This is a genomic window from Acinetobacter sp. IK40 (assembly GCF_035615075.1).
GTDB classification, from domain to species: domain Bacteria; phylum Pseudomonadota; class Gammaproteobacteria; order Pseudomonadales; family Moraxellaceae; genus Acinetobacter; species Acinetobacter courvalinii.
On the sequence record NZ_JANBOE010000010.1, the window covers coordinates 77,134 to 95,167 of the forward strand.

19 protein-coding genes are annotated in these 18,034 nt (G+C 45.9%); 17 read left to right on the forward strand and 2 right to left on the reverse strand.

Annotation, left to right across the window (positions count from 1 at the left end; genetic code table 11):
• Positions 1-55: 55 nt before the first annotated feature.
• The 9 genes from MSG93_RS16575 to MSG93_RS16615 all read left to right on the forward strand — a co-directional run bounded on the left by MSG93_RS16575 (position 56) and on the right by MSG93_RS16615 (position 6,561).
• Positions 56-1,090 carry a (p)ppGpp synthetase gene (locus MSG93_RS16575; RefSeq protein WP_324622550.1) on the forward strand — a complete coding sequence of 345 codons (1,035 nt, stop codon included), beginning with the start codon at positions 56-58 and terminating at the stop codon, positions 1,088-1,090.
• Between the two features lie 130 nt (positions 1,091-1,220).
• Entirely contained in the window at positions 1,221-1,364 is a 144-nt protein-coding gene (locus MSG93_RS16580; RefSeq protein ID WP_004637424.1) for a zinc ribbon-containing protein, read from the forward strand.
• A 127-nt stretch (positions 1,365-1,491) separates the two neighbouring features.
• The gene (locus tag MSG93_RS16585) at positions 1,492-2,067 is read left to right on the forward strand and encodes a DUF4126 domain-containing protein (protein WP_324622551.1); all 576 of its coding nucleotides are present in this window, start codon (positions 1,492-1,494) and stop codon (positions 2,065-2,067) included.
• 41 nt (positions 2,068-2,108) lie between these two features.
• Positions 2,109-2,807 carry a hypothetical protein gene (locus tag MSG93_RS16590; RefSeq protein WP_324622552.1) on the forward strand — a complete coding sequence of 233 codons (699 nt, stop codon included), beginning with the start codon at positions 2,109-2,111 and terminating at the stop codon, positions 2,805-2,807.
• Positions 2,808-2,879: 72 nt separating this feature from the next.
• Entirely contained in the window at positions 2,880-3,767 is an 888-nt protein-coding gene (locus MSG93_RS16595; RefSeq protein WP_324622553.1) for a DMT family transporter, read from the forward strand.
• A 572-nt stretch (positions 3,768-4,339) separates the two neighbouring features.
• Complete coding sequence (locus tag MSG93_RS16600; protein ID WP_324622554.1) at positions 4,340-4,792, forward strand: hypothetical protein; 453 nt, start codon at positions 4,340-4,342, stop codon at positions 4,790-4,792.
• Positions 4,793-4,894: 102 nt separating this feature from the next.
• On the forward strand, positions 4,895-5,560 hold the full coding sequence (locus tag MSG93_RS16605) for a pseudouridine synthase (RefSeq protein WP_150956828.1): 666 nt from the start codon (positions 4,895-4,897) through the stop codon (positions 5,558-5,560).
• Between the two features lie 25 nt (positions 5,561-5,585).
• On the forward strand, positions 5,586-6,059 hold the full coding sequence (locus MSG93_RS16610; RefSeq protein ID WP_324622555.1) for a GNAT family N-acetyltransferase: 474 nt from the start codon (positions 5,586-5,588) through the stop codon (positions 6,057-6,059).
• A gap of 133 nt (positions 6,060-6,192) precedes the next feature.
• A complete protein-coding gene (locus tag MSG93_RS16615) occupies positions 6,193-6,561 on the forward strand; it encodes a ribonuclease E inhibitor RraB (protein ID WP_005228335.1) in 369 nt (122 codons plus the stop codon).
• A gap of 62 nt (positions 6,562-6,623) precedes the next feature.
• On the opposite strand, the gene MSG93_RS16620 is transcribed toward MSG93_RS16615, so the two are convergent.
• The gene (locus MSG93_RS16620; protein WP_004773316.1) at positions 6,624-7,091 is read right to left on the reverse strand and encodes an Lrp/AsnC ligand binding domain-containing protein; all 468 of its coding nucleotides are present in this window, start codon (positions 7,089-7,091) and stop codon (positions 6,624-6,626) included.
• A 139-nt stretch (positions 7,092-7,230) separates the two neighbouring features.
• Here MSG93_RS16620 and MSG93_RS16625 point away from each other — a divergent pair, with 139 nt between their 5' ends.
• The 4 genes from MSG93_RS16625 to MSG93_RS16640 all read left to right on the forward strand — a co-directional run bounded on the left by MSG93_RS16625 (position 7,231) and on the right by MSG93_RS16640 (position 11,615).
• The gene (locus MSG93_RS16625; RefSeq protein WP_005228336.1) at positions 7,231-8,487 is read left to right on the forward strand and encodes a D-amino acid dehydrogenase; all 1,257 of its coding nucleotides are present in this window, start codon (positions 7,231-7,233) and stop codon (positions 8,485-8,487) included.
• 24 nt (positions 8,488-8,511) lie between these two features.
• Entirely contained in the window at positions 8,512-9,615 is a 1,104-nt protein-coding gene (gene alr / locus MSG93_RS16630; RefSeq protein ID WP_324622557.1) for an alanine racemase, read from the forward strand.
• 10 nt (positions 9,616-9,625) lie between these two features.
• Positions 9,626-9,985 (forward strand): RidA family protein, encoded by a 360-nt coding sequence (locus tag MSG93_RS16635; RefSeq protein WP_004773310.1) that lies wholly within the window; start codon positions 9,626-9,628, stop codon positions 9,983-9,985.
• A 193-nt stretch (positions 9,986-10,178) separates the two neighbouring features.
• A complete protein-coding gene (locus MSG93_RS16640; RefSeq protein WP_262769438.1) occupies positions 10,179-11,615 on the forward strand; it encodes an amino acid permease in 1,437 nt (478 codons plus the stop codon).
• Positions 11,616-11,681: 66 nt separating this feature from the next.
• Here MSG93_RS16640 and MSG93_RS16645 read toward each other — a convergent pair whose 3' ends face one another.
• A complete protein-coding gene (locus tag MSG93_RS16645) occupies positions 11,682-12,563 on the reverse strand; it encodes a LysR family transcriptional regulator (RefSeq protein ID WP_324622558.1) in 882 nt (293 codons plus the stop codon).
• Positions 12,564-12,728: 165 nt separating this feature from the next.
• Here MSG93_RS16645 and MSG93_RS16650 point away from each other — a divergent pair, with 165 nt between their 5' ends.
• From MSG93_RS16650 to MSG93_RS16665, 4 genes are all read left to right on the forward strand, one after another.
• Positions 12,729-14,246, forward strand: a complete 1,518-nt coding sequence (locus MSG93_RS16650; RefSeq protein ID WP_324622559.1) for a CoA-acylating methylmalonate-semialdehyde dehydrogenase — start codon at positions 12,729-12,731, stop codon at positions 14,244-14,246.
• Between the two features lie 11 nt (positions 14,247-14,257).
• Positions 14,258-15,148, forward strand: a complete 891-nt coding sequence (mmsB, locus tag MSG93_RS16655) for a 3-hydroxyisobutyrate dehydrogenase (RefSeq protein ID WP_324622560.1) — start codon at positions 14,258-14,260, stop codon at positions 15,146-15,148.
• An 81-nt stretch (positions 15,149-15,229) separates the two neighbouring features.
• Positions 15,230-16,879 carry an AMP-binding protein gene (locus tag MSG93_RS16660; RefSeq protein WP_324622561.1) on the forward strand — a complete coding sequence of 550 codons (1,650 nt, stop codon included), beginning with the start codon at positions 15,230-15,232 and terminating at the stop codon, positions 16,877-16,879.
• A gap of 10 nt (positions 16,880-16,889) precedes the next feature.
• Positions 16,890-18,017, forward strand: coding sequence for an acyl-CoA dehydrogenase family protein (locus tag MSG93_RS16665; RefSeq protein ID WP_262476257.1), 1,128 nt, complete (start codon positions 16,890-16,892; stop codon positions 18,015-18,017).
• Positions 18,018-18,034 lie beyond the last annotated feature (17 nt).

Here is an 18,034-nt window from a genome sequence, read left to right on the forward strand (position 1 = left end):
TTCTGTTTAAAGAAAACCCTATCTTGATGATGGGGTTTTTTATGGGGAAATATTAATGGCTTCATTGGATTTTGAAAAAGAAAAAGTAATTTTTAGGGATTATTGGAATGAAAACTCTAATTTATTGAATCAAGCTAAAACGGCTTTTATAGCTATTATTAATGCCTTATTAATGGATGAATTTCCTATAGCTGCCGTAAGTGGAAGGGTTAAGTTACGAGAAGAATGTGTAAAGAAATTTTCATTAAAATATCAATCTGTTTTAGAACAAGACAATACACCTTATGAAATCAAAGATCATATTACGGATCTCATCGGTTTAAGGATAGTTTCACTATATGAAACAGATGTTTCCAAAATTAAAGATGCTTTAGCAGAAGAATTTGATGTCATAGAAGTGACTGATAAAATTTCGGCTATGGAAGCTAAAGACGACTCATTTGGGTATAAAGGGTTACATGTAGATTTGAAGTTAAAAAGTCCACGGACTGGAATGAAAGAATATAAAAGATATTCTGATTTAAGATTTGAAGTACAGATTCGTACAATAATTCAAGATGCTTGGAGTGTTTTAGACCATAAAATAAAATATAAAAAATCAATTCCAACATCAATGAAAAGAAGAATTAACACCTTGGCAGCATTATTTGAGTTAGCAGATAGAGAGTTTTATAATATTAAAAGTCAGACAGATGATCAACAAGCTGAAGCAAAAGTAAAGGTAGACCAAACTACCTCTATCACTGAAAAGTTAGATGCTTTTACATTCTTAGCTATTGTTGAAGATAAGTTTGATGATTTTAAATTTCAGCCTTATAAAATTGATGGATTTGTAGCCGAAATTGTTGAATATTCTAATGGAACTCTGAAGATTAAAGATTTTAAAGAAATTTTTGAAAAAGAATTTGATGAGGTTGAACAATATAAAGAATATTTAGGTAAAGAAGAAAATGATCCTCATGTGATTAATCCTTTTACCGAAATTCGTCATATTCTTTATAAAAGTGATAAAGAAAAATATAAAAATATATTATATAAAAATCAAAGAGATAGGTTTGATTCTTGGCTTGGGGAGAATCAGGACAAATAGAATTTTGAAAATGTTCTTAAATTTCATTCTTCACCTTTTCGCCATCACCACTCGTCGGAAAGGTCAATAAATAATCAAAACTATCACGCTATAGTATATGTACCATTTCTAAAATCTATGGAGAGCAAAGATGGTAACTGCTGGCGAAAAACCTGGAACAGGCTTCTATTTTTGTGTTCAATGCGGACACCGCACCTATTTAGAAATTGGTACTGATCGTTTACCTCCGTGTACCAAATGCCTTGGCAATCAATTCAACAGTAAGAATGCCTAAGCCGCAAAATACCAAACAGTTACCCACTGTTTGAATAAAAGCCCTATCCCTTGATAGGGCTTTTTGTTACCTTAAAAATAAGATGTAAATAACAAGATCTGTCATAGGCATAGAAAGGTAATCCGTGATGGAAACAATTTTAGGACTCTGTATTGGCATTGGACTCAGCGCAGCCTGTGGTTTTCGTGTCTTTGTGCCGCTATTGGCGATGAGTATTGCCACCCTCATGGGATGGTATCAACCTGCCCAAGGCTTTGAATGGCTGGCACTTCCATCGGTGTGTATGGCGCTGGGTTTTGCTACCCTCTGTGAAATTGCAGCCTACTATGTGCCTTGGGTGGATAACCTGTTAGATACTATTGCCACACCTGCGGCTGTGGTGGCAGGTACACTGACCACGATGGCGGTCAGCAGTGGTGAAATGTCACAGTTTGCGACTTGGGCCGCAGCGCTGATTGTCGGTGGTGGAACCGCAGGCGTGGTGCAAATGAGTACGGTAGCGGCACGCGGGGTTTCGACCGCAACCACAGGTGGGCTGGGTAATTTTGTGGTAGCTACCGGTGAACTGGTTGGCTCGATCTTATTGTCGATTCTGGCTTTTATCATGCCTGTGCTGATTACCGTTGTAGTGATCATTTTAGTGATCGTCACGGCACGCTGGATTCGTGCAAAACGCCAGCAGAAACTCAGCCATTCCCTGTAAAGGGCCATAACAGTAATCACGCCTTAAATGATGAAATAACAATGAATAAGAAATGTATTGTACTGATCTTGGCTTGCTCAAGCCTATCCATATTGCCGCAAACAACGTTTGCTCAAGCACAGCCGACAGCAGAAGAGCTGAAGCTGCGCAAAGATAAAATCACTTATAAAGCCTATATTCCTGCTAAATATCAATTGTTTGAAGCGATTGATGGCGACCTAAATAAAGATGGTCTGAAGGATGTGGTGCTGATCGTCAAAGCCACCGATCCCAAAGCTTTTGTACAGGATGAATATCGCGGGCGCTTAGACCGCAACCGCCGTGGTGTGATTGTATTGCTGAATCAAAAAGGTACATACAAACCGATTGTGACTAACCTAAATTGTTTTAGCTCGGAAAATGAAGATGGCGGGGTCTATTTCCCACCTGATCTATGGTTTGAAATTAAAAATAATCTATTGAGTGTCTATTATTCGCATGGCCGTTATGGTTATTGGCGTTATCTATTCCGTTTAGAAGGTAATGATCTACGCCTGATTGGTTATGATGATTCAAGCAATCACGGCCCGCTCATTCAAAGCCAGACCAGTATTAATTTTTTAACGGGTAAAAAACTCATTCGTGAAAATTTAAGCCAAGACCCAGAAGAAGATCCAAGATTTAAAGAAACATGGAGCAAAATCAAGCAGCCGCCGATTTATCTCTCCAAAGTGAAAGACTTTAATGATTTAAGTTTTTAAGCCATGGCGACTATCGAAAAAACAGCCAGAACCGCGTAAATTAGCGGCACTGATAATATTGCGTTCAAGCTTATGATGATCACTTGGATTCTGTTCACCCTGATGGCTGCATTCATGCAGGCTTGGCGCAATGCATTTCAAAAACAACTCAGCACCAGCGTCGATGTCTACGGTACTACGCTGGCGCGATTTATCTTTTCACCGATCTTTGCCTTTAGCTATCTGGCCTTTCTGTATCTGCATCAGCCTGTCATCGCATCGGTGCATTTTTCCGATAAATTCTGGCTCTATATCGTGATTGCAGGAATTAGCCAGATCTATGCCACGGCCTTGATGGTGAAACTGTTTCAGCAAAAGAACTATGCCATTGGCGTGGGACTCGCCAAAAGTGAAGCGATCTTGGCCGCCTTGGTCGGGGTACTGTTCTTACAGGAACATCTCAGCACATGGGGCTGGGTTGGCGTGGTGATTGGGGCACTGGCGGTATTCTTACTCAGTAAAGGAAAACAACAGTCTGATCTGTCCTTGAAAACGCTGATGATTGGGCTGGGCAGTGGGCTTTGTTTTGCCATCACCTCTTTATTGGTGCGTGAAGCCAGTCTGGAACTGAGCATGTTGCCATTCCTGCATCGTGCCGCTTGGGTGTTGTGCAGTCTGATCAGCTTTCAATGCATGGTATTGCTGATCTATCTCGGATTTTTTAGCCGCCCGACGCTCTATAAAATGTGGCAGCGTGTTGGCTTAACCTTAAAAGTGAGTATTTGTAGTTTTCTGGCCTCGGTCGGCTGGTTTAGTGCCATGAGTATGCAGACCGTCGCCATTGTCAAAACGCTGGGGCAGGTCGAAATCTTATTTAGTTTGTTGATTTCGGCCTTTTTCTTTAAGGAGAAACTCGCCAAAACCGATCATTTAGGTCTGTGGCTGGTGATTGTGGCCGCGATTATGGTGATTTGGGCCTAAATCACAATCTATTTTTGAAAAAATACACATGTAAATTTGAATTTATCGGAATATAAATCGTAGTTTTTTAATGGAAGTGGGAAATATTTCAAGATTTATCTTTTAGTATGCAAAATTATTTCATTGAGCGTTAAAAATAGCAGTTTTTAGGAAAACAATCCCGCCGTGATCTGCCTAAACTATGTCTCAAGGGTGTGAAAGGGATCGAAAAGAGTAGCATGCACCGACGCTTATAAAGCAAGTGTGTACGTACCCAAAAGGTCTCGATTCGGCTTAGGACGCTATAGATCAAAAGTTTATAGGCAAAGGTTATGGCTTACAAAGTCATAGGTGTTGAAGTAAACAACCTCTGTTTTCCCTTGATACCCTAAAAAATTTAACCAAATAGAAAATAATAATCAGCGCCAAATAATAAACACTGCATCAATAAAATCAAAAACGAATGTGATATCCATCCTGTAATCCTGCCATTATGAAGATAAGTCGATATTTTTATATTAAAAAACAAAATGATATAATTTTCTTTATACCTAAAAATCAAAACATGATCACAGGAACAGGTCAATACAAGAATGAATCAGTTTGAGCTTAAAATCCGCTATCCCCATCAGATCAATCCTAATGAAATCGATGCGATGGGGACATTTGATCTGGCCTCGATTTTAATTAAATTTGACGAGATGAGCTGGCGTCAGCAACTGGTTCGTCAATTACAGCTCAACGGTGCCGATACCCGTTTTATTGTGACCGATCTTGATACCGGTCAAAGCATTGCCATTACGCTGGATGCCTATGCCAAGTCACAACAACTGGAATTTAAACTGGACAGCGATGTTGTGGTGATTGTGCCGAAAAAAGACCTATTTGGACTGGTGACCCGTAAAAGCAAAGACACCATCGCCTTTAAACATTTAAGTCTGGCGCGGGCAAAAGACTATCTGATTGCCTTTTTAAACCGGGACATTGCCTTGCTGGAACAGAAATATAAAGACAACTTAAGCAAAGGCATCAAAGTTCATTCTTAATCATTCAACACTCTGGCCGATAACATCAGCCTGTTGCGAAACTGTTGTGCAGCATTATAATCGCTGCTGTTTCTGTCCTCGTGCCTGCCTGGCTATTTTCTCATGCCTTTAAATGACAACTTTGTATATGCTCCTCCACAACATCCCTTAGAAATCATCTATGAAGATGAGGACCTGATTGTGGTGAACAAGCCTGCGGGATTATTATCGGTGATGGGACGTTTACCCGAGCATCAGGACAGTGCCTATTTACGGGTTTTACAACAGCATCCTGCGGCCAAAGTGACGCATCGTCTGGATATGGCAACTTCGGGCTTACTTATGTTTGCCAAACATCGAGAAGCAGAAGTCGCCGTCAGTAAAATGTTTCAGGCACGAACCGTCAAGAAATACTATCAAGCACTGGTACAAGGCGAGATTCAGGCCGAGGGCAGTGTTGACGTTCCGCTGATTACCGATTGGGAAAACCGTCCACGCCAGATGGTGCATTTTGAACTCGGCAAGCAGGCCAAAACCTTATTCCAGCGTATCGATTATGATGCGGCAACCGATCAAAGCCGTGTCCGTCTGGAACCGGTAACAGGGCGTTCGCATCAATTGCGGGTGCACATGATGCACATTGGCCATCCGATCATGGGCGATAAACTGTATCATCCTGAGCCTGCCCGCTTTCATTTAACCCGCATGGCACTGCATGCCGCTTATCTGGCCTTTCAGCATCCACTCAGGCAGCATCAGGTTGAAATTCATTCTGAGGTAAACTTCTAAAAGACCATAAAAAACAGGCAAGCTGATGTATTCGATTCAACAGGTGCTTTGGCAGACCTTGCTGCCTACACAACAACGGCAACTCAAAACCTTGTTGCTGGAGGCCGATCCGGATTGGGCGGCGATAGAGGCCTATCTATTTAACTCAGATATGTTTGTGCTGCTCAATCAGCAGGCACAGATCATTGCCCAGCTGTGTTTATGCAAAAGCGATGATCAGGCTGAAATTAAAAATCTGGCTGTAGATGCAGGTTATCAAGGCCAGGGTTTGGCTAAAACATTGATTCAACATGCAATAGAATATGCTCAACAGTTGAAGGTCCATACGCTATGGGTCAAGACCGGGAATTCCAGCCTGGATCAGTTGGCGCTGTATCAAAAATGCGGTTTTAGGCTGTCACATATTGAAGCGGATGTTTTTAAAGATTATCCGGCGCCGATTTATGAAAACGGGATTCGCTGCCTCGATCAGGTGGTGCTATCGATTGTATTTGAGTGAGTGAATAGATCATTCACTGAAAGCTATTTATTTTTTCACTACAATAATGTTATTAACACGTCTAAAAACTGCAATAAAAATCGGTTAATCTATAGCCAAATATCAACTCCAAAACACAACAAAGGATATGCATATGACACGTGATTATGACAAATTTCCAGATAATGATAACGGCAACGTACTGTGGCAAATGGTTGAAGATGGTAATGACCTGAATGAACCGCATGAAGTTGAATTTTCGATTGTGTTTGAGACACAGCAACAGATTGAAAAATGTGCCTTACACCTGTTGCATCAAGAACAGAAAATTTCCCTGTTTCAGGAAGAACAGCACTCCGATGGCTCGGATCTGTGGGTATTGAATATTCACGTCAACATGACGCTGGAATACGAAGATATTGCTGATCTGGAAGAATGGATGACTAAGATCGCTCAGGAGTTCAATGGTGAATATGATGGCTGGGGCTGTATGAGCTATATTTACGATGAAGAAGATGAGTAATCGGATTGCTGTCTGAATAAAAGCCCTGATCGAAGGGCTTTTTTATTGTGTAGGCTTGGATGCTAGACACCCATATCCAGATATAAAGATTCTTTCACTTCCTCCATCACCACATAGCTATGTGAAGAGGCCGAGGCGGGTAGTTTTTTCAGTAAATCCCCTAACAGGCGACGATAGGCACTCATTTCTTTAAGACGTGCTTTCACCAGATAATCAAATTCTCCTGAAATCAGATGGCATTCCAGAACCTCTGGAATATCCACCAGATCACGTGCGACCTGATCAAAGACATCGCCCGATTTCGCCGACAGTTTGATTTCCAGAAACACCAACAGGTTTCGGTCGACGTATTCCGGATTGAGGCGGGCGTAGTAGCCCATGATGATGCCTTCACGCTCCAGACGCTTGACCCGTTCTGAACAGGGGGTGGTCGATAAGTTGACCCGTGAAGCCAGCTCACTGATCGCAATACGTCCTTCCCGCTGCAGAATATCTAAAATCAGGCGATCAATCCGGTCTAATTTACGCATCATATATTCCCTTTTATTTTAATTTTTCCGTGACGAAAACATCAAATTACCTGGATTATACCCATAAAATCAGTGAAAAAAACTATTGATCCAAAAATATACTAGTTAAATAAACTAGTGTGTGCGTGAGGGAACGACGATGCGCGTAATCGTTTTAGGAAGTGGCGTCATTGGTGTGGCAAGTGCCTATTATCTTGCACAACAAGGTGCGCAAGTGACGGTACTTGACCGTCAATCAGGACCTGCAAAAGAAACCAGCTTTGGTAACGCAGGCCAAATCTCCCCAGGATATTCAACGCCGTGGGCTGCTCCCGGCATTCCGTTTAAAGCGGTCAAGTGGATGTTCCAGCATCACGCGCCCTTAGCCATTAATATTGATGGCAGCATGTGGCAGTTGCAGTGGATGGCACAGATGCTGAAAAACTGTAATCCACAGAGCTATGCAGTCAATAAAGAACGCATGATGCGTGTTGCAGAATATAGCCGTGACTGCTTACGTGACCTAAGAGCGCAAACGGGCATCAACTACGAAAACCGCGCCAAAGGCACCTTGCAAGTGTTCCGTAGTGAAGCACAGCTTGAAGCGGTACAACGTGATATTGAAGTGCTGAAAGAATGTGGTGTTGATTTTGATTTACTCAATGCTCAGGAACTGGCAAGTGTTGAACCTGCTTTAGCACATACCGATAAACTGGTCGGTGGTTTGCATTTACCGAATGATGAAACCGGCGATTGTTATCTGTTTACCAATGCCTTGGCGAAACTGGCGCAAGACCTGGGCGTAGAGTTCAAGTTTGATCAAAATGTCGAAAACCTGATTGTTGAAGGCGACCAGATCAAAGGTGTGGTGGTCAATGGTGAAGTCCTGACTGCCGATCGCTATGTCTTGGCCTTTGGTAGTTATTCACGTGATTTCCTTAAACCGCTTGAGCTGAATTTGCCTGTGTATCCGGTTAAGGGCTATTCACTGACTATTCCAATTGTGGAACCAAAATTTGCACCTCAATCAACGGTACTGGATGAAACTTATAAAGTTGCCTTAACCCGTTTTGACCAGCGTATCCGTGTCGGTGGTATGGCAGAACTGAGTGGTTTTAATCTGGGGCTGAAAGAAGACCGTCGTGCCACGCTGGAAATGGTGACGCAGGACCTGTTCCCAGGCGGTGACTTGACTCAGGCATCGTTCTGGACAGGCTTACGTCCGATGACCCCAGACAGCACCCCGATTATTGGTGCAACAAAATATAAGAATCTGTTCCTGAATACCGGTCATGGCACGCTTGGTTGGACCATGGCGTGCGGTTCTGGCAAGTTGATCAGTGATCTGGTCATGAACCATCGTCCAGAGATCAGTACCGACGGTTTATCCATTCAGCGTTATTCACACGCTGCATAACCACGCTTTACAAGGAAGTTTAGTATGCCTCGCCCGATTACTGCGGTGATTCATGCCCAGGCCTTACGCCAGAATCTGGCGGTGGTCAGGCAGTCGGTTCCTAACAGCAAAGTCTTTGCCGTGGTCAAAGCCAATGCGTATGGACACGGGATTGAACGGGTCTATGATGCTTTTAAAAGTGCCGATGGTTTTGCCTTACTCGATCTCGAGGAGGCAAAACGTCTACGTGCTTTAGGCTGGACCGGCCCGATTTTATTGCTGGAAGGAATTTTCTCTCCGCAAGACCTGTTTGATTGTGCGCAATATCAATTAAGTTTTACCGTGCATAGTGAGCAGCAGCTGGTCTGGTTGCAGCAACATCCCTATCCCGCCCAATTTGATATTTTCCTGAAAATGAACAGTGGCATGAACCGTTTAGGTTTCAAGCCAGCGCAATATCGTGAAATCTGGCAGCAGTTGTCTTCGTCTGCTCAAGTGAGTTCCGTGACCCATATGATGCATTTTTCCGATGCCGATGGGGAGCGTTTCGGTCAGAAGGGCATTGACTATCAGCTCAGCGAGTTTGAAGCCACCATTCAGGATTTACCGGGCGAAAGATCGGTCAGTAATAGTGCTGCAATCTTAAGATATCAAACGCAATTGCAATCGGATTACGTGCGTGGCGGCATTATGCTGTACGGCAGTTCTCCCGATTATCCCAAACACAGCATTCAGGACTGGGGCCTTGCGCCAACCATGAGCTTGCGCAGCGAAATCATTGCCGTGCAACAGCTCAATGCCAATGAAAGTGTCGGTTACGGCTCCAGCTATATAGCCGAACAGCCAATCCGGATTGGTATTGTGGCGTGTGGTTATGCCGATGGTTACCAACGCATTTCAGCGACAGGTACGCCAGTACTGGTCAATGGGATTCGAACCCGAACCATTGGTCGTGTCAGCATGGATATGCTGGCGGTGGACCTGACCCCGATCCATGATGCACAGGTGGGCAGTGAAGTGGTGCTATGGGGCCAATCCAGCACAGGAACAATTTTACCGATTGACGATGTCGCGGCGACTTCAGGCACCATTGGTTATGAACTGATGTGCGGTGTCACGGCACGTGTCAATTTTATCTATCAGGAATAAGGAAATAAGCATGTCAAATTCAGATATTCAAAAGATCAACACCAACGAAGTCATGAGTGCGGTAACGGTATTCAATAAAGTGGTGTATTTGTCCGGTCAGGTGCCTAAAAATGCCGATCTGGATATTGAAGGACAAACCCGTGAAGTGCTTGCCACCATCGAACAGTTACTGGCTTCAGCAGGAACCGATAAATCACGTTTGCTCTCTGCGCAACTGTTTTTAAAGGATCTTTCAGATTTCCCTGTGGTGAATACTATCTGGATTGACTGGTTAAAAGGTCATGTTGCGCCTTCACGTGCCACCATTCAGGCAGATCTGGTCAATCCAAAGTGGTTGATCGAAATTGCGGTTGTTGCAGCACAAAAATAAAGCGATCCGCTTTATTTTTGCTTAAAAAATATAAAAAAAGAAGAAAAGTAACGTATTTGCAGTAGATAAAACGTAGTGAGATACGTATTTTCTTGCAATTAAAAATGAGTCAGCCCGCAGGAATGGACGGCTAGCAATAGCACAACAATAACAGGCTGGCTCATGAGGGAAACGTAAAAAGGAACTTTTGGTTATGACGGTTACACATCAACAGTCAGAAGGCGAACAGTCGCCCCATGACTTGCAGCGCAAACTCTCCAATCGCCATTTGCAACTGATTGCAATTGGTGGTGCCATCGGTACGGGCCTGTTCATGGGCTCAGGAAAAACTATTTCACTGGCAGGCCCATCGATTCTGTTTATTTACATGATTATCGGCGGGATGTTCTTCTTTTTGATGCGAGCACTCGGCGAGTTGTTGCTGGCAAATTTACACTATAAATCTTTTGTCGACATGGCGCATGACCTGATTGGCCCATGGGCTGGCTACTATATGGGCTGGACCTACTGGCTGGGCTGGGTACTGGTCGGAATCGCCGATCTGGCCGCCGTGATCAACTATTTAACCTTCTGGCTGCCCGAAGGCACTATGTTTACCCCGATCGGGCAGGCCGCAATCAGTGCCGGTTGTGTGCTGTTTGTGTTGTTCCTGAATCTGCTGACGGTGCGTCTGTTTGGCGAAATTGAATTCTGGTTTGCCCTGATCAAGATTCTGGCGATCGTCGGGCTGATTGGTGTCGGCGGTTATATGATCTTTAGCCATTTCCATGCTCCACATGGCGCGGTGGCATCGCTCAGTAATGTCTGGTCACATGGCGGGATGTTCCCTAAAGGGCTAGATGGTTTCTTGGCAGGTTTCCAGATCGCAGTCTTTGCCTTTGTCGGGGTGGAGCTGATTGGGACCACAGCGGCAGAAACCAAAGATCCGCATAAGAACCTGCCAAAAGCGATTAATGCCATTCCGATCCGGATTATCCTATTTTATGTACTGGCTTTACTGGTGGTAATGTCGGTCACGCCATGGAACATTATCCGTGCCGACAAGAGTCCGTTTGTGGAATTGTTCATGAATGCGGGGATTGTCACCTCAGCTATTATCATGAATCTGGTGGTCCTATCTTCAGTAATGTCATCGATGAACAGTGGCGTATTCTCGACCAGCCGTATGCTGTTTGGCCTGTCTAAAGATGGTCAAGCACCGAATGCATTTGCACGGTTATCCAAAAGTGCCGTACCTGCCAATGGTCTGATCTTTTCCTGTGTGTTCATCATGGGTGGGGCAGTACTGCAATACTTTGTACCGAATACTCTTGAAGCCTTTACCTTGGCGAGTTCATTGTGTGTCATTCTGTTCATCAGTGTCTGGAGTCTGATTATGGTGTGCTATATCCGTTACCGTAAGTTACGTCCGGAACTGCATGCACAATCGAAGTTCAAAATGCCGGGCGGCGTCTTCATGTCTTATGTGGTGATTGCCTTCTTGCTATTTGCACTGGTGATTTTGGCATTGGAACCGGATACTTTAAAAGCACTGTATGTCAGTCCGTTATGGGTGATTCTGTTGGCGGTGACCTATCAGCTGTTGTATAAGCCAAGAATGAAAAAACTCGGTCGTGAACTGGTGCAATAAATCCTGCCGAGTGGATGGAAGCCGATCTATAGTGATCGGCTTTTTTTATGCTCCGGTTGAATTGGTCTAGTCCACCAGTAGCTGTTGGTATTGATCTGCCTGCTGTCGTAAATAGTCCCAGACCAGTTTGATGCGCGGATCATGTTGTAGATCAACAAAGGTCAGCATCCAGAAGGTATGGGTAAAGCGCACCAGTTGTTGCAATACAGCTTCAAGCTCAGGTTTATCATCAGCCAGAAACTTGGGCAAAATCGCCAGTCCTGCACCTGCACTGACTGCAATCTGTTGTGCCAGAATACTGCTACTCCGGAAGTTGGCGCTCAATTTTAAGGGTAAGCGTTCCAGACAATACAGCTCCGGGCTATACACCAGATCATCAATATAATTAACGAAACGATGCTGGGTTAAATCATCCAGACCCCGAATCGGCGGGTTTTGGGCCAGATAGCGCTGGCTGCCATAAATTTTTAAACAATAATCGGAGAGTCGGGTAATGATATAAGGCCCCGAAGTTGGACGCTCAATCGACACCACAATATCCGCTTCACGATGCGACAGCTTGATCATTTTCGGCACCGGAATCAGGTCAATGGTGAGCAACGGGTACTGGATCGAAAACTCTGCCAGCAAGCGGGCTAAAAACGCCGTACCAAAGCCTTCCGGTGTGCCAATTCGCACACGCCCTTGCAAAGGCTGGTCGGGCTTTTCAATTTGCAGAAAGGCCTGTTCCATTTGTTCAACCCGCGGGACCAGCGCCATTCCTTCCAGCGTCAGCTCATAGCCTGTGGCTTCACGCTTAAACAGGGTGGTGCCTAAGGTCTGCTCCAAGGCCTGAATGCGTCTGGCGACAGTACTATGTTCGACGCCTATCACGCGTGCTGCATTGGTCAAGGTCTTGGTTCTTGCCAAAACCAGAAAAAATTGTAGATGATCCCAATCCACTTTCATTTTTATTGTATTCCCTGTGCATATTTGCACAATAATCGTGCATGAATTTGCATTGGTGGTCAAAGCTTTCTTTGTTAGTCTCAGATAAAAGCCCAATCAGGAAAATACCACCCGAGTGTATTTCCGATGATTTAACACAATAAAAATACGACCTATGGAGAGGTTATGAATACAATCCAGAACATCCAATTGGACACCGCCAAATTACTCATTAACGGCAACTTTATCGAGTCTGAAACCCAGCAATGGCAAGACATTGTCAACCCTGCGACACAGCAAGTGATTGGTCGTGTACCCTTTGCAACGGCTCAGGAAGTTGATGCTGCGATCCAGGCTGCACAAGATGCTTTTGCATCGTGGCGTCAAACCCCGATTCAGGCACGTATGCGTATCATGCTGAAACTGCAAGAACTGATTCGTGCCAACATGAAAGAAATTGCACAGGTACTGACTGCCGAACAAGGTAAAACGCTGGCGGATGCGGAAGGTGATATTCAACGCGGTTTGGAGGTGGTTGAACATGCCTGTTCAGTCGGGACCTTGCAAATGGGAGAATACGTCGAAGGTGTAGCGCGTGGTGTCGATACCTATACCTTGCAGCAACCGTTGGGTGTGTGCGCGGGCATTACCCCATTTAATTTCCCTGCCATGATTCCGTTGTGGATGTTCCCGATGGCGATCGTCTGTGGCAATACCTTTGTTTTAAAACCATCCGAACAGGATCCGTTGTCGACCATGATGCTGGTAGAACTGGCGATCCAGGCCGGCATTCCAGCGGGTGTACTCAATGTCGTGCATGGCGGTAAAGAAGTGGTGGATCGCCTATGTACCCATCCTGATATTAAAGCGATTTCATTTGTCGGTTCGACTGCGGTCGGCACCCATGTCTATAACCTTGCAGGACAACATGGCAAACGTGTGCAGTCGATGATGGGCGCGAAAAACCATGTCGCGGTAATGCCTGATGCCAATAAGGAACAAACCCTGAATGCCTTGGTGGGGGCCGCCTTTGGTGCAGCAGGACAACGTTGTATGGCGTTGTCAGTGGCGGTGATGGTCGGTGACAGCAAGCACTGGATTCCAGAACTGGTTGAAAAAGCCAAGACTTTAACAGTCAATGCAGGGCATGAGCCGAATACCGATATTGGCCCGGTCATTTCAAAACGTGCCAAAGCCCGTGTACTGGACTTGATCAATAGCGGTGTCGAGCAAGGGGCTGAGCTGCTACTTGATGGTCGCGATGTTCAGGTGCAAGGTTATGAAGCAGGTAATTTTGTCGGGGCGACAATTTTTAGTGGCGTGAATACCGACATGCGTATTTATAAAGAGGAAATCTTTGGCCCTGTACTGTCGATTATCTGTGTCGATACGCTTGAACAAGCGATTGCGCTGATCAATGCCAATCCATTTGGTAATGGCGTGGGCTTATTCACGCAAAGTGGTGCGATTGCACGGACTTTCCAGAACCTGATTGATATCGGTCAGGTGGGAATCAACATTCCGATTCCAGTGCCTGTACCGTTCTTTAGTTTCACAGGTTCGCGTGGTTCAAAACTCGGTGATTTAGGACCTTATGGCAAACAGGCAGTGCAGTTCTATACCCAGACCAAAACCATTACCAGTCGCTGGTTTGAAGACAGCCACGAAGTTGGCGCTGTCAATACCACCATCAGTTTACGTTAAGGGGATCACGGATGAATATCGCCTTTATCGGTCTAGGCAATATGGGCGGCAGAATGGCCCAGAACCTGCTCAAAGCCGGACTCACCGTCTATGGTTATGACCTCAGCGAAGTAGCCATTCAGCACTTTGCCGAGGCGGGTGGCGTAGTTTGCGACAGCCCGCAAGCAGCAGCGAAACAAGCCGATGTCGTGATCAGCATGTTACCTGCAGCAAAGCATGTTAAAGACGTTTACTTAGGTGACAATGGGGTTCTGGACGTGCTAAAAGCAGGCAGCTTATGCATTGACAGCAGTACCATTGACCCGCAAACCATCAAGGACATTGCAGCAGTTGCGCAAGCTAAAAACATTCATATTTGCGATGCGCCGGTTTCCGGCGGCACCATTGGCGCACAAGCCGGTACGCTGACCTTTATGGTCGGTGCCAATGATCAGACCTTTGATGAAGTGAAACCGGTACTCGGTCACATGGGCAAAAACGTGGTGCATTGTGGCGATGTCGGCGCAGGTCAGATTGCCAAAATCTGTAATAACCTGATTCTCGGAATTTCCATGGCGGCGGTGGCGGAAGGCATGGCACTGGGCGCCAAACTTGGCATTGATCCGCAGGCTTTGGCTGGTGTGATTAACACCTCAAGCGGTCGTTGCTGGAGCTCGGAAGTCTGTAACCCGTGGCCACATATCAGTGAAAATGCCCCTGCTTCACGGGGCTATCAGGATGGTTTTGCCACCCAGTTGATGCTGAAAGATTTGGGTCTTGCAGTTGAAGCCGCAGGGCAGGTGAAGCAGCCTGTGGTATTAGGCGGAATGGTGCAGCAGCTGTATCAGCAAATGTGCATGCGTGGTCATGCGCATCTCGATTTTTCCAGCATTATCCAGCAATACCTGCCGCCAGAGGCATAAAAACAAAAGCCCAAGGATGGCTTTTATTCAGAAATTAAACCCTGTCATGAATAACAATGAATCCAGACTGAGGGAACACAGATGTTGAATTATAAAGAGACGGTACAGGCTTTCGATCTGGAAAGCACTGCAAAACAAATGCTATCCGGTTCAATGCAGGCACTGAATGCCTGTTATGAATGTTGTGACCGACATGCGCAAGGCGACAAGGTTGCCTTGTACTGGCAAGGTAAAGACGGTCGCAAAGAACAATATACTTTTCATCAATTACAGCAATGGTCGAGTCAGTTTGCCAACTTTTTAAAGTCGCAAGGGGTGCAGGCGGGTGACCGTATTTCAGGTCTATTGCCGAGAACGCCTGAACTGCTGGTGACGATTTTCGCGGCTTGGCGTATTGGCGCTGTCTATCAGCCCTTATTCACAGCTTTTGGGCCCAAGGCAATCGAGCATCGTCTGCAACTGGCACAAAGCAAGTTGGTGGTGACCGATGTGACCAACCGCAGCAAACTGGATGAGATTGCACACTGTCCCGCGATTGTCACCGTTGCTGATCCACACGGTACGCCGCTGAAGTCAGGTGACTTTAACTTTTGGGATGCAGTCAAACAGCAGCCTGATCAATGTGAATTGGTGATGCGAAGTATCCAGGATCCCTTTCTACTGATGTTTACCTCGGGCACTACAGGGCCTGCCAAACCGCTAGAAGTGCCGTTAAAAGCCTTGCTAGCGTTTGGTCGTTATATGCAAGATGCCATTGGCTTGAGAGAACAAGATTCCTTCTGGAATATTGCCGATCCAGGTTGGGCTTATGGTTTGTATTACGCCATTACCGGGCCACTGTTCTTGGGTCATGCCACCTTGTTCTATGAAGGCGGTTTTAGTACCGATAGCTTGTGTCAGATCGTCAAGGATTATCAAATTACCAATCTGGCAGGAGCGCCAACGGCTTATCGCATGATGATGGCGGCTGATCCTGCTCAGATGGCGCCGTTAAAAGGCCAGTTCCGTGTGGTCAGCAGTGCGGGCGAACCGTTGAATCCTGAAGTGATTCGCTGGTTTAAGCAGGTGCTGGATGCCCCGATTTATGATCATTATGGGCAAACCGAAGTCGGCATGGTGGTGTGTAATCATCATGGTTTAAGTCATAGCATTCGTGCAGGTTCAGCCGGTTTTGCCAGCGCAGGTTATCGCGTTGCGGTGGTCAATGAACAGGGCGAGGAACTGCCCGCAGATACGCCAGGGATTCTGGCCGTGGATATTAGCCAGTCGCCGATGATGTGGTTTGGCGGCTATAAGGAAAGTCGCAAATCGCCGTTTGTCGGGCACTACTATCTCACAGGTGATACCGCCGAATTACATGCCGATGGCAGTATGAGCTTTGTTGGTCGTAGTGACGATGTGATCACCACCTCAGGCTACCGGATCGGGCCGTTTGATGTGGAAAGTGCCTTGCTGGAACATGATGCGGTGGTTGAGGCAGCGGTCATCGGTGTGCCCGATCCGGACCGTACCGAGGTGGTGAAAGCTTTCGTGATTCTGGCGGCGGGGGTTCAACCTCTGGAACAGTTGGCGGAAGAACTGAGCCAATTTGTGAAAAAACGCTTATCAGCACATGCTTATCCACGACTGGTCGAGTTCGTGACTGAACTGCCGAAAACACCAAGTGGTAAGATTCAGCGCTTTTTATTACGTAATCAGGAAATTGCCAAACAGCAAGCAAAGGCAGGGTAAGGAACACAAGATGCAATTGACCGAAGAACAAGTCTTAATACGTGATATGGCGAAAAGTTTCGCCCAAGAACAGCTTAAACCCAATGCCAGTGATTGGGATCGACATGGTACCTTTCCCAAAGATGCCCTTGCACAAATGGGACAGCTCGGTTTTATGGGCATGCTGATTCCCGAGCAATGGGGCGGTTCCGACACCGGTAATCTGGCCTATGTGCTGGCACTTGAAGAAGTCGCTGCGGCAGATGGTGCGACCTCAACCATTATGAGTGTACATAACTCGGTGGGCTGTGTGCCGATTTTAAAATTTGGTAGCGATGAGCAAAAAGAACGCTTTTTAAAACCCTTGGCACAAGGTGAAATGATCGGTGCTTTTGCCCTGACTGAACCGCATACAGGTTCAGATGCGGCAGCCATTAAGACCCGTGCAGTAAAAGATGGCGATGACTATATTCTGAATGGCGCCAAACAATTTATTACCTCGGGTGATAATGCGGGCGTGATTATCGTATTTGCCGTGACTGATCCAGGTGCTGGTAAAAAGGGCATTAGCGCTTTTCTCGTGCCACGCGAGACTCCAGGTTATGAAGTGATTCGGGTGGAAGAAAAACTCGGCCTGCATGCTTCGGATACCTGCCAGATTGCCCTGACAGATGTGCGTATTCATAAAAGCCTGATGCTGGGTAAAGAGGGTGAAGGTTTAAAAATTGCGCTGGCCAATCTGGAAGGGGGACGTATTGGTATTGCCGCACAGGCCGTCGGTCTGGCACGGGCGGCGCTGGAAGAGGCCACGCGCTACGCCAAAGAACGGCTGACCTTTGGCAAACCGATCTTTGAACATCAGGCACTAGCGTTTCGTCTTGCCAGTATGGCGACCGAGATCGAAGCGGCCCGACAACTGGTGCATTACGCTGCACGCCTTAAAGAAGCAGGACAACCCTGTCTCAATGAAGCCTCAATGGCCAAGCTGTTTGCTTCAGAAATGACAGAACGTGTCTGTTCAAACGCATTACAGGTATTTGGTGGCTATGGCTATCTGAAAGATTTCCCGATTGAGCGGATATACCGTGATGCGCGTATTTGTCAGATTTATGAAGGCACCAGCGATATCCAGCGTTTAGTGATCGCACGTAGTCTATAAAAGCAAAGCAAGGAATC

Excerpts from the sequence above, each read along its gene's own strand:
- MSG93_RS16575 (WP_324622550.1), top strand. The coding sequence starts at position 56 with ATGGCTTCATTGGATTTTGAAAAAGAAAAAGTAATTTTTAGGGATTAT.
- MSG93_RS16580 (WP_004637424.1), top strand. The coding sequence starts at position 1,221 with ATGGTAACTGCTGGCGAAAAACCTGGAACAGGCTTCTATTTTTGTGTT.
- MSG93_RS16585 (WP_324622551.1), top strand. The coding sequence starts at position 1,492 with ATGGAAACAATTTTAGGACTCTGTATTGGCATTGGACTCAGCGCAGCC.
- MSG93_RS16590 (WP_324622552.1), top strand. The coding sequence starts at position 2,109 with ATGAATAAGAAATGTATTGTACTGATCTTGGCTTGCTCAAGCCTATCC.
- MSG93_RS16595 (WP_324622553.1), top strand. The coding sequence starts at position 2,880 with ATGATGATCACTTGGATTCTGTTCACCCTGATGGCTGCATTCATGCAG.
- MSG93_RS16600 (WP_324622554.1), top strand. The coding sequence starts at position 4,340 with ATGAATCAGTTTGAGCTTAAAATCCGCTATCCCCATCAGATCAATCCT.
- MSG93_RS16605 (WP_150956828.1), top strand. The coding sequence starts at position 4,895 with ATGCCTTTAAATGACAACTTTGTATATGCTCCTCCACAACATCCCTTA.
- MSG93_RS16610 (WP_324622555.1), top strand. The coding sequence starts at position 5,586 with ATGTATTCGATTCAACAGGTGCTTTGGCAGACCTTGCTGCCTACACAA.
- MSG93_RS16615 (WP_005228335.1), top strand. The coding sequence starts at position 6,193 with ATGACACGTGATTATGACAAATTTCCAGATAATGATAACGGCAACGTA.
- MSG93_RS16620 (WP_004773316.1), bottom strand. The coding sequence starts at position 7,091 with ATGCGTAAATTAGACCGGATTGATCGCCTGATTTTAGATATTCTGCAG.
- MSG93_RS16625 (WP_005228336.1), top strand. The coding sequence starts at position 7,231 with ATGCGCGTAATCGTTTTAGGAAGTGGCGTCATTGGTGTGGCAAGTGCC.
- alr (WP_324622557.1), top strand. The coding sequence starts at position 8,512 with ATGCCTCGCCCGATTACTGCGGTGATTCATGCCCAGGCCTTACGCCAG.
- MSG93_RS16635 (WP_004773310.1), top strand. The coding sequence starts at position 9,626 with ATGTCAAATTCAGATATTCAAAAGATCAACACCAACGAAGTCATGAGT.
- MSG93_RS16640 (WP_262769438.1), top strand. The coding sequence starts at position 10,179 with ATGACGGTTACACATCAACAGTCAGAAGGCGAACAGTCGCCCCATGAC.
- MSG93_RS16645 (WP_324622558.1), bottom strand. The coding sequence starts at position 12,563 with ATGAAAGTGGATTGGGATCATCTACAATTTTTTCTGGTTTTGGCAAGA.
- MSG93_RS16650 (WP_324622559.1), top strand. The coding sequence starts at position 12,729 with ATGAATACAATCCAGAACATCCAATTGGACACCGCCAAATTACTCATT.
- mmsB (WP_324622560.1), top strand. The coding sequence starts at position 14,258 with ATGAATATCGCCTTTATCGGTCTAGGCAATATGGGCGGCAGAATGGCC.
- MSG93_RS16660 (WP_324622561.1), top strand. The coding sequence starts at position 15,230 with ATGTTGAATTATAAAGAGACGGTACAGGCTTTCGATCTGGAAAGCACT.
- MSG93_RS16665 (WP_262476257.1), top strand. The coding sequence starts at position 16,890 with ATGCAATTGACCGAAGAACAAGTCTTAATACGTGATATGGCGAAAAGT.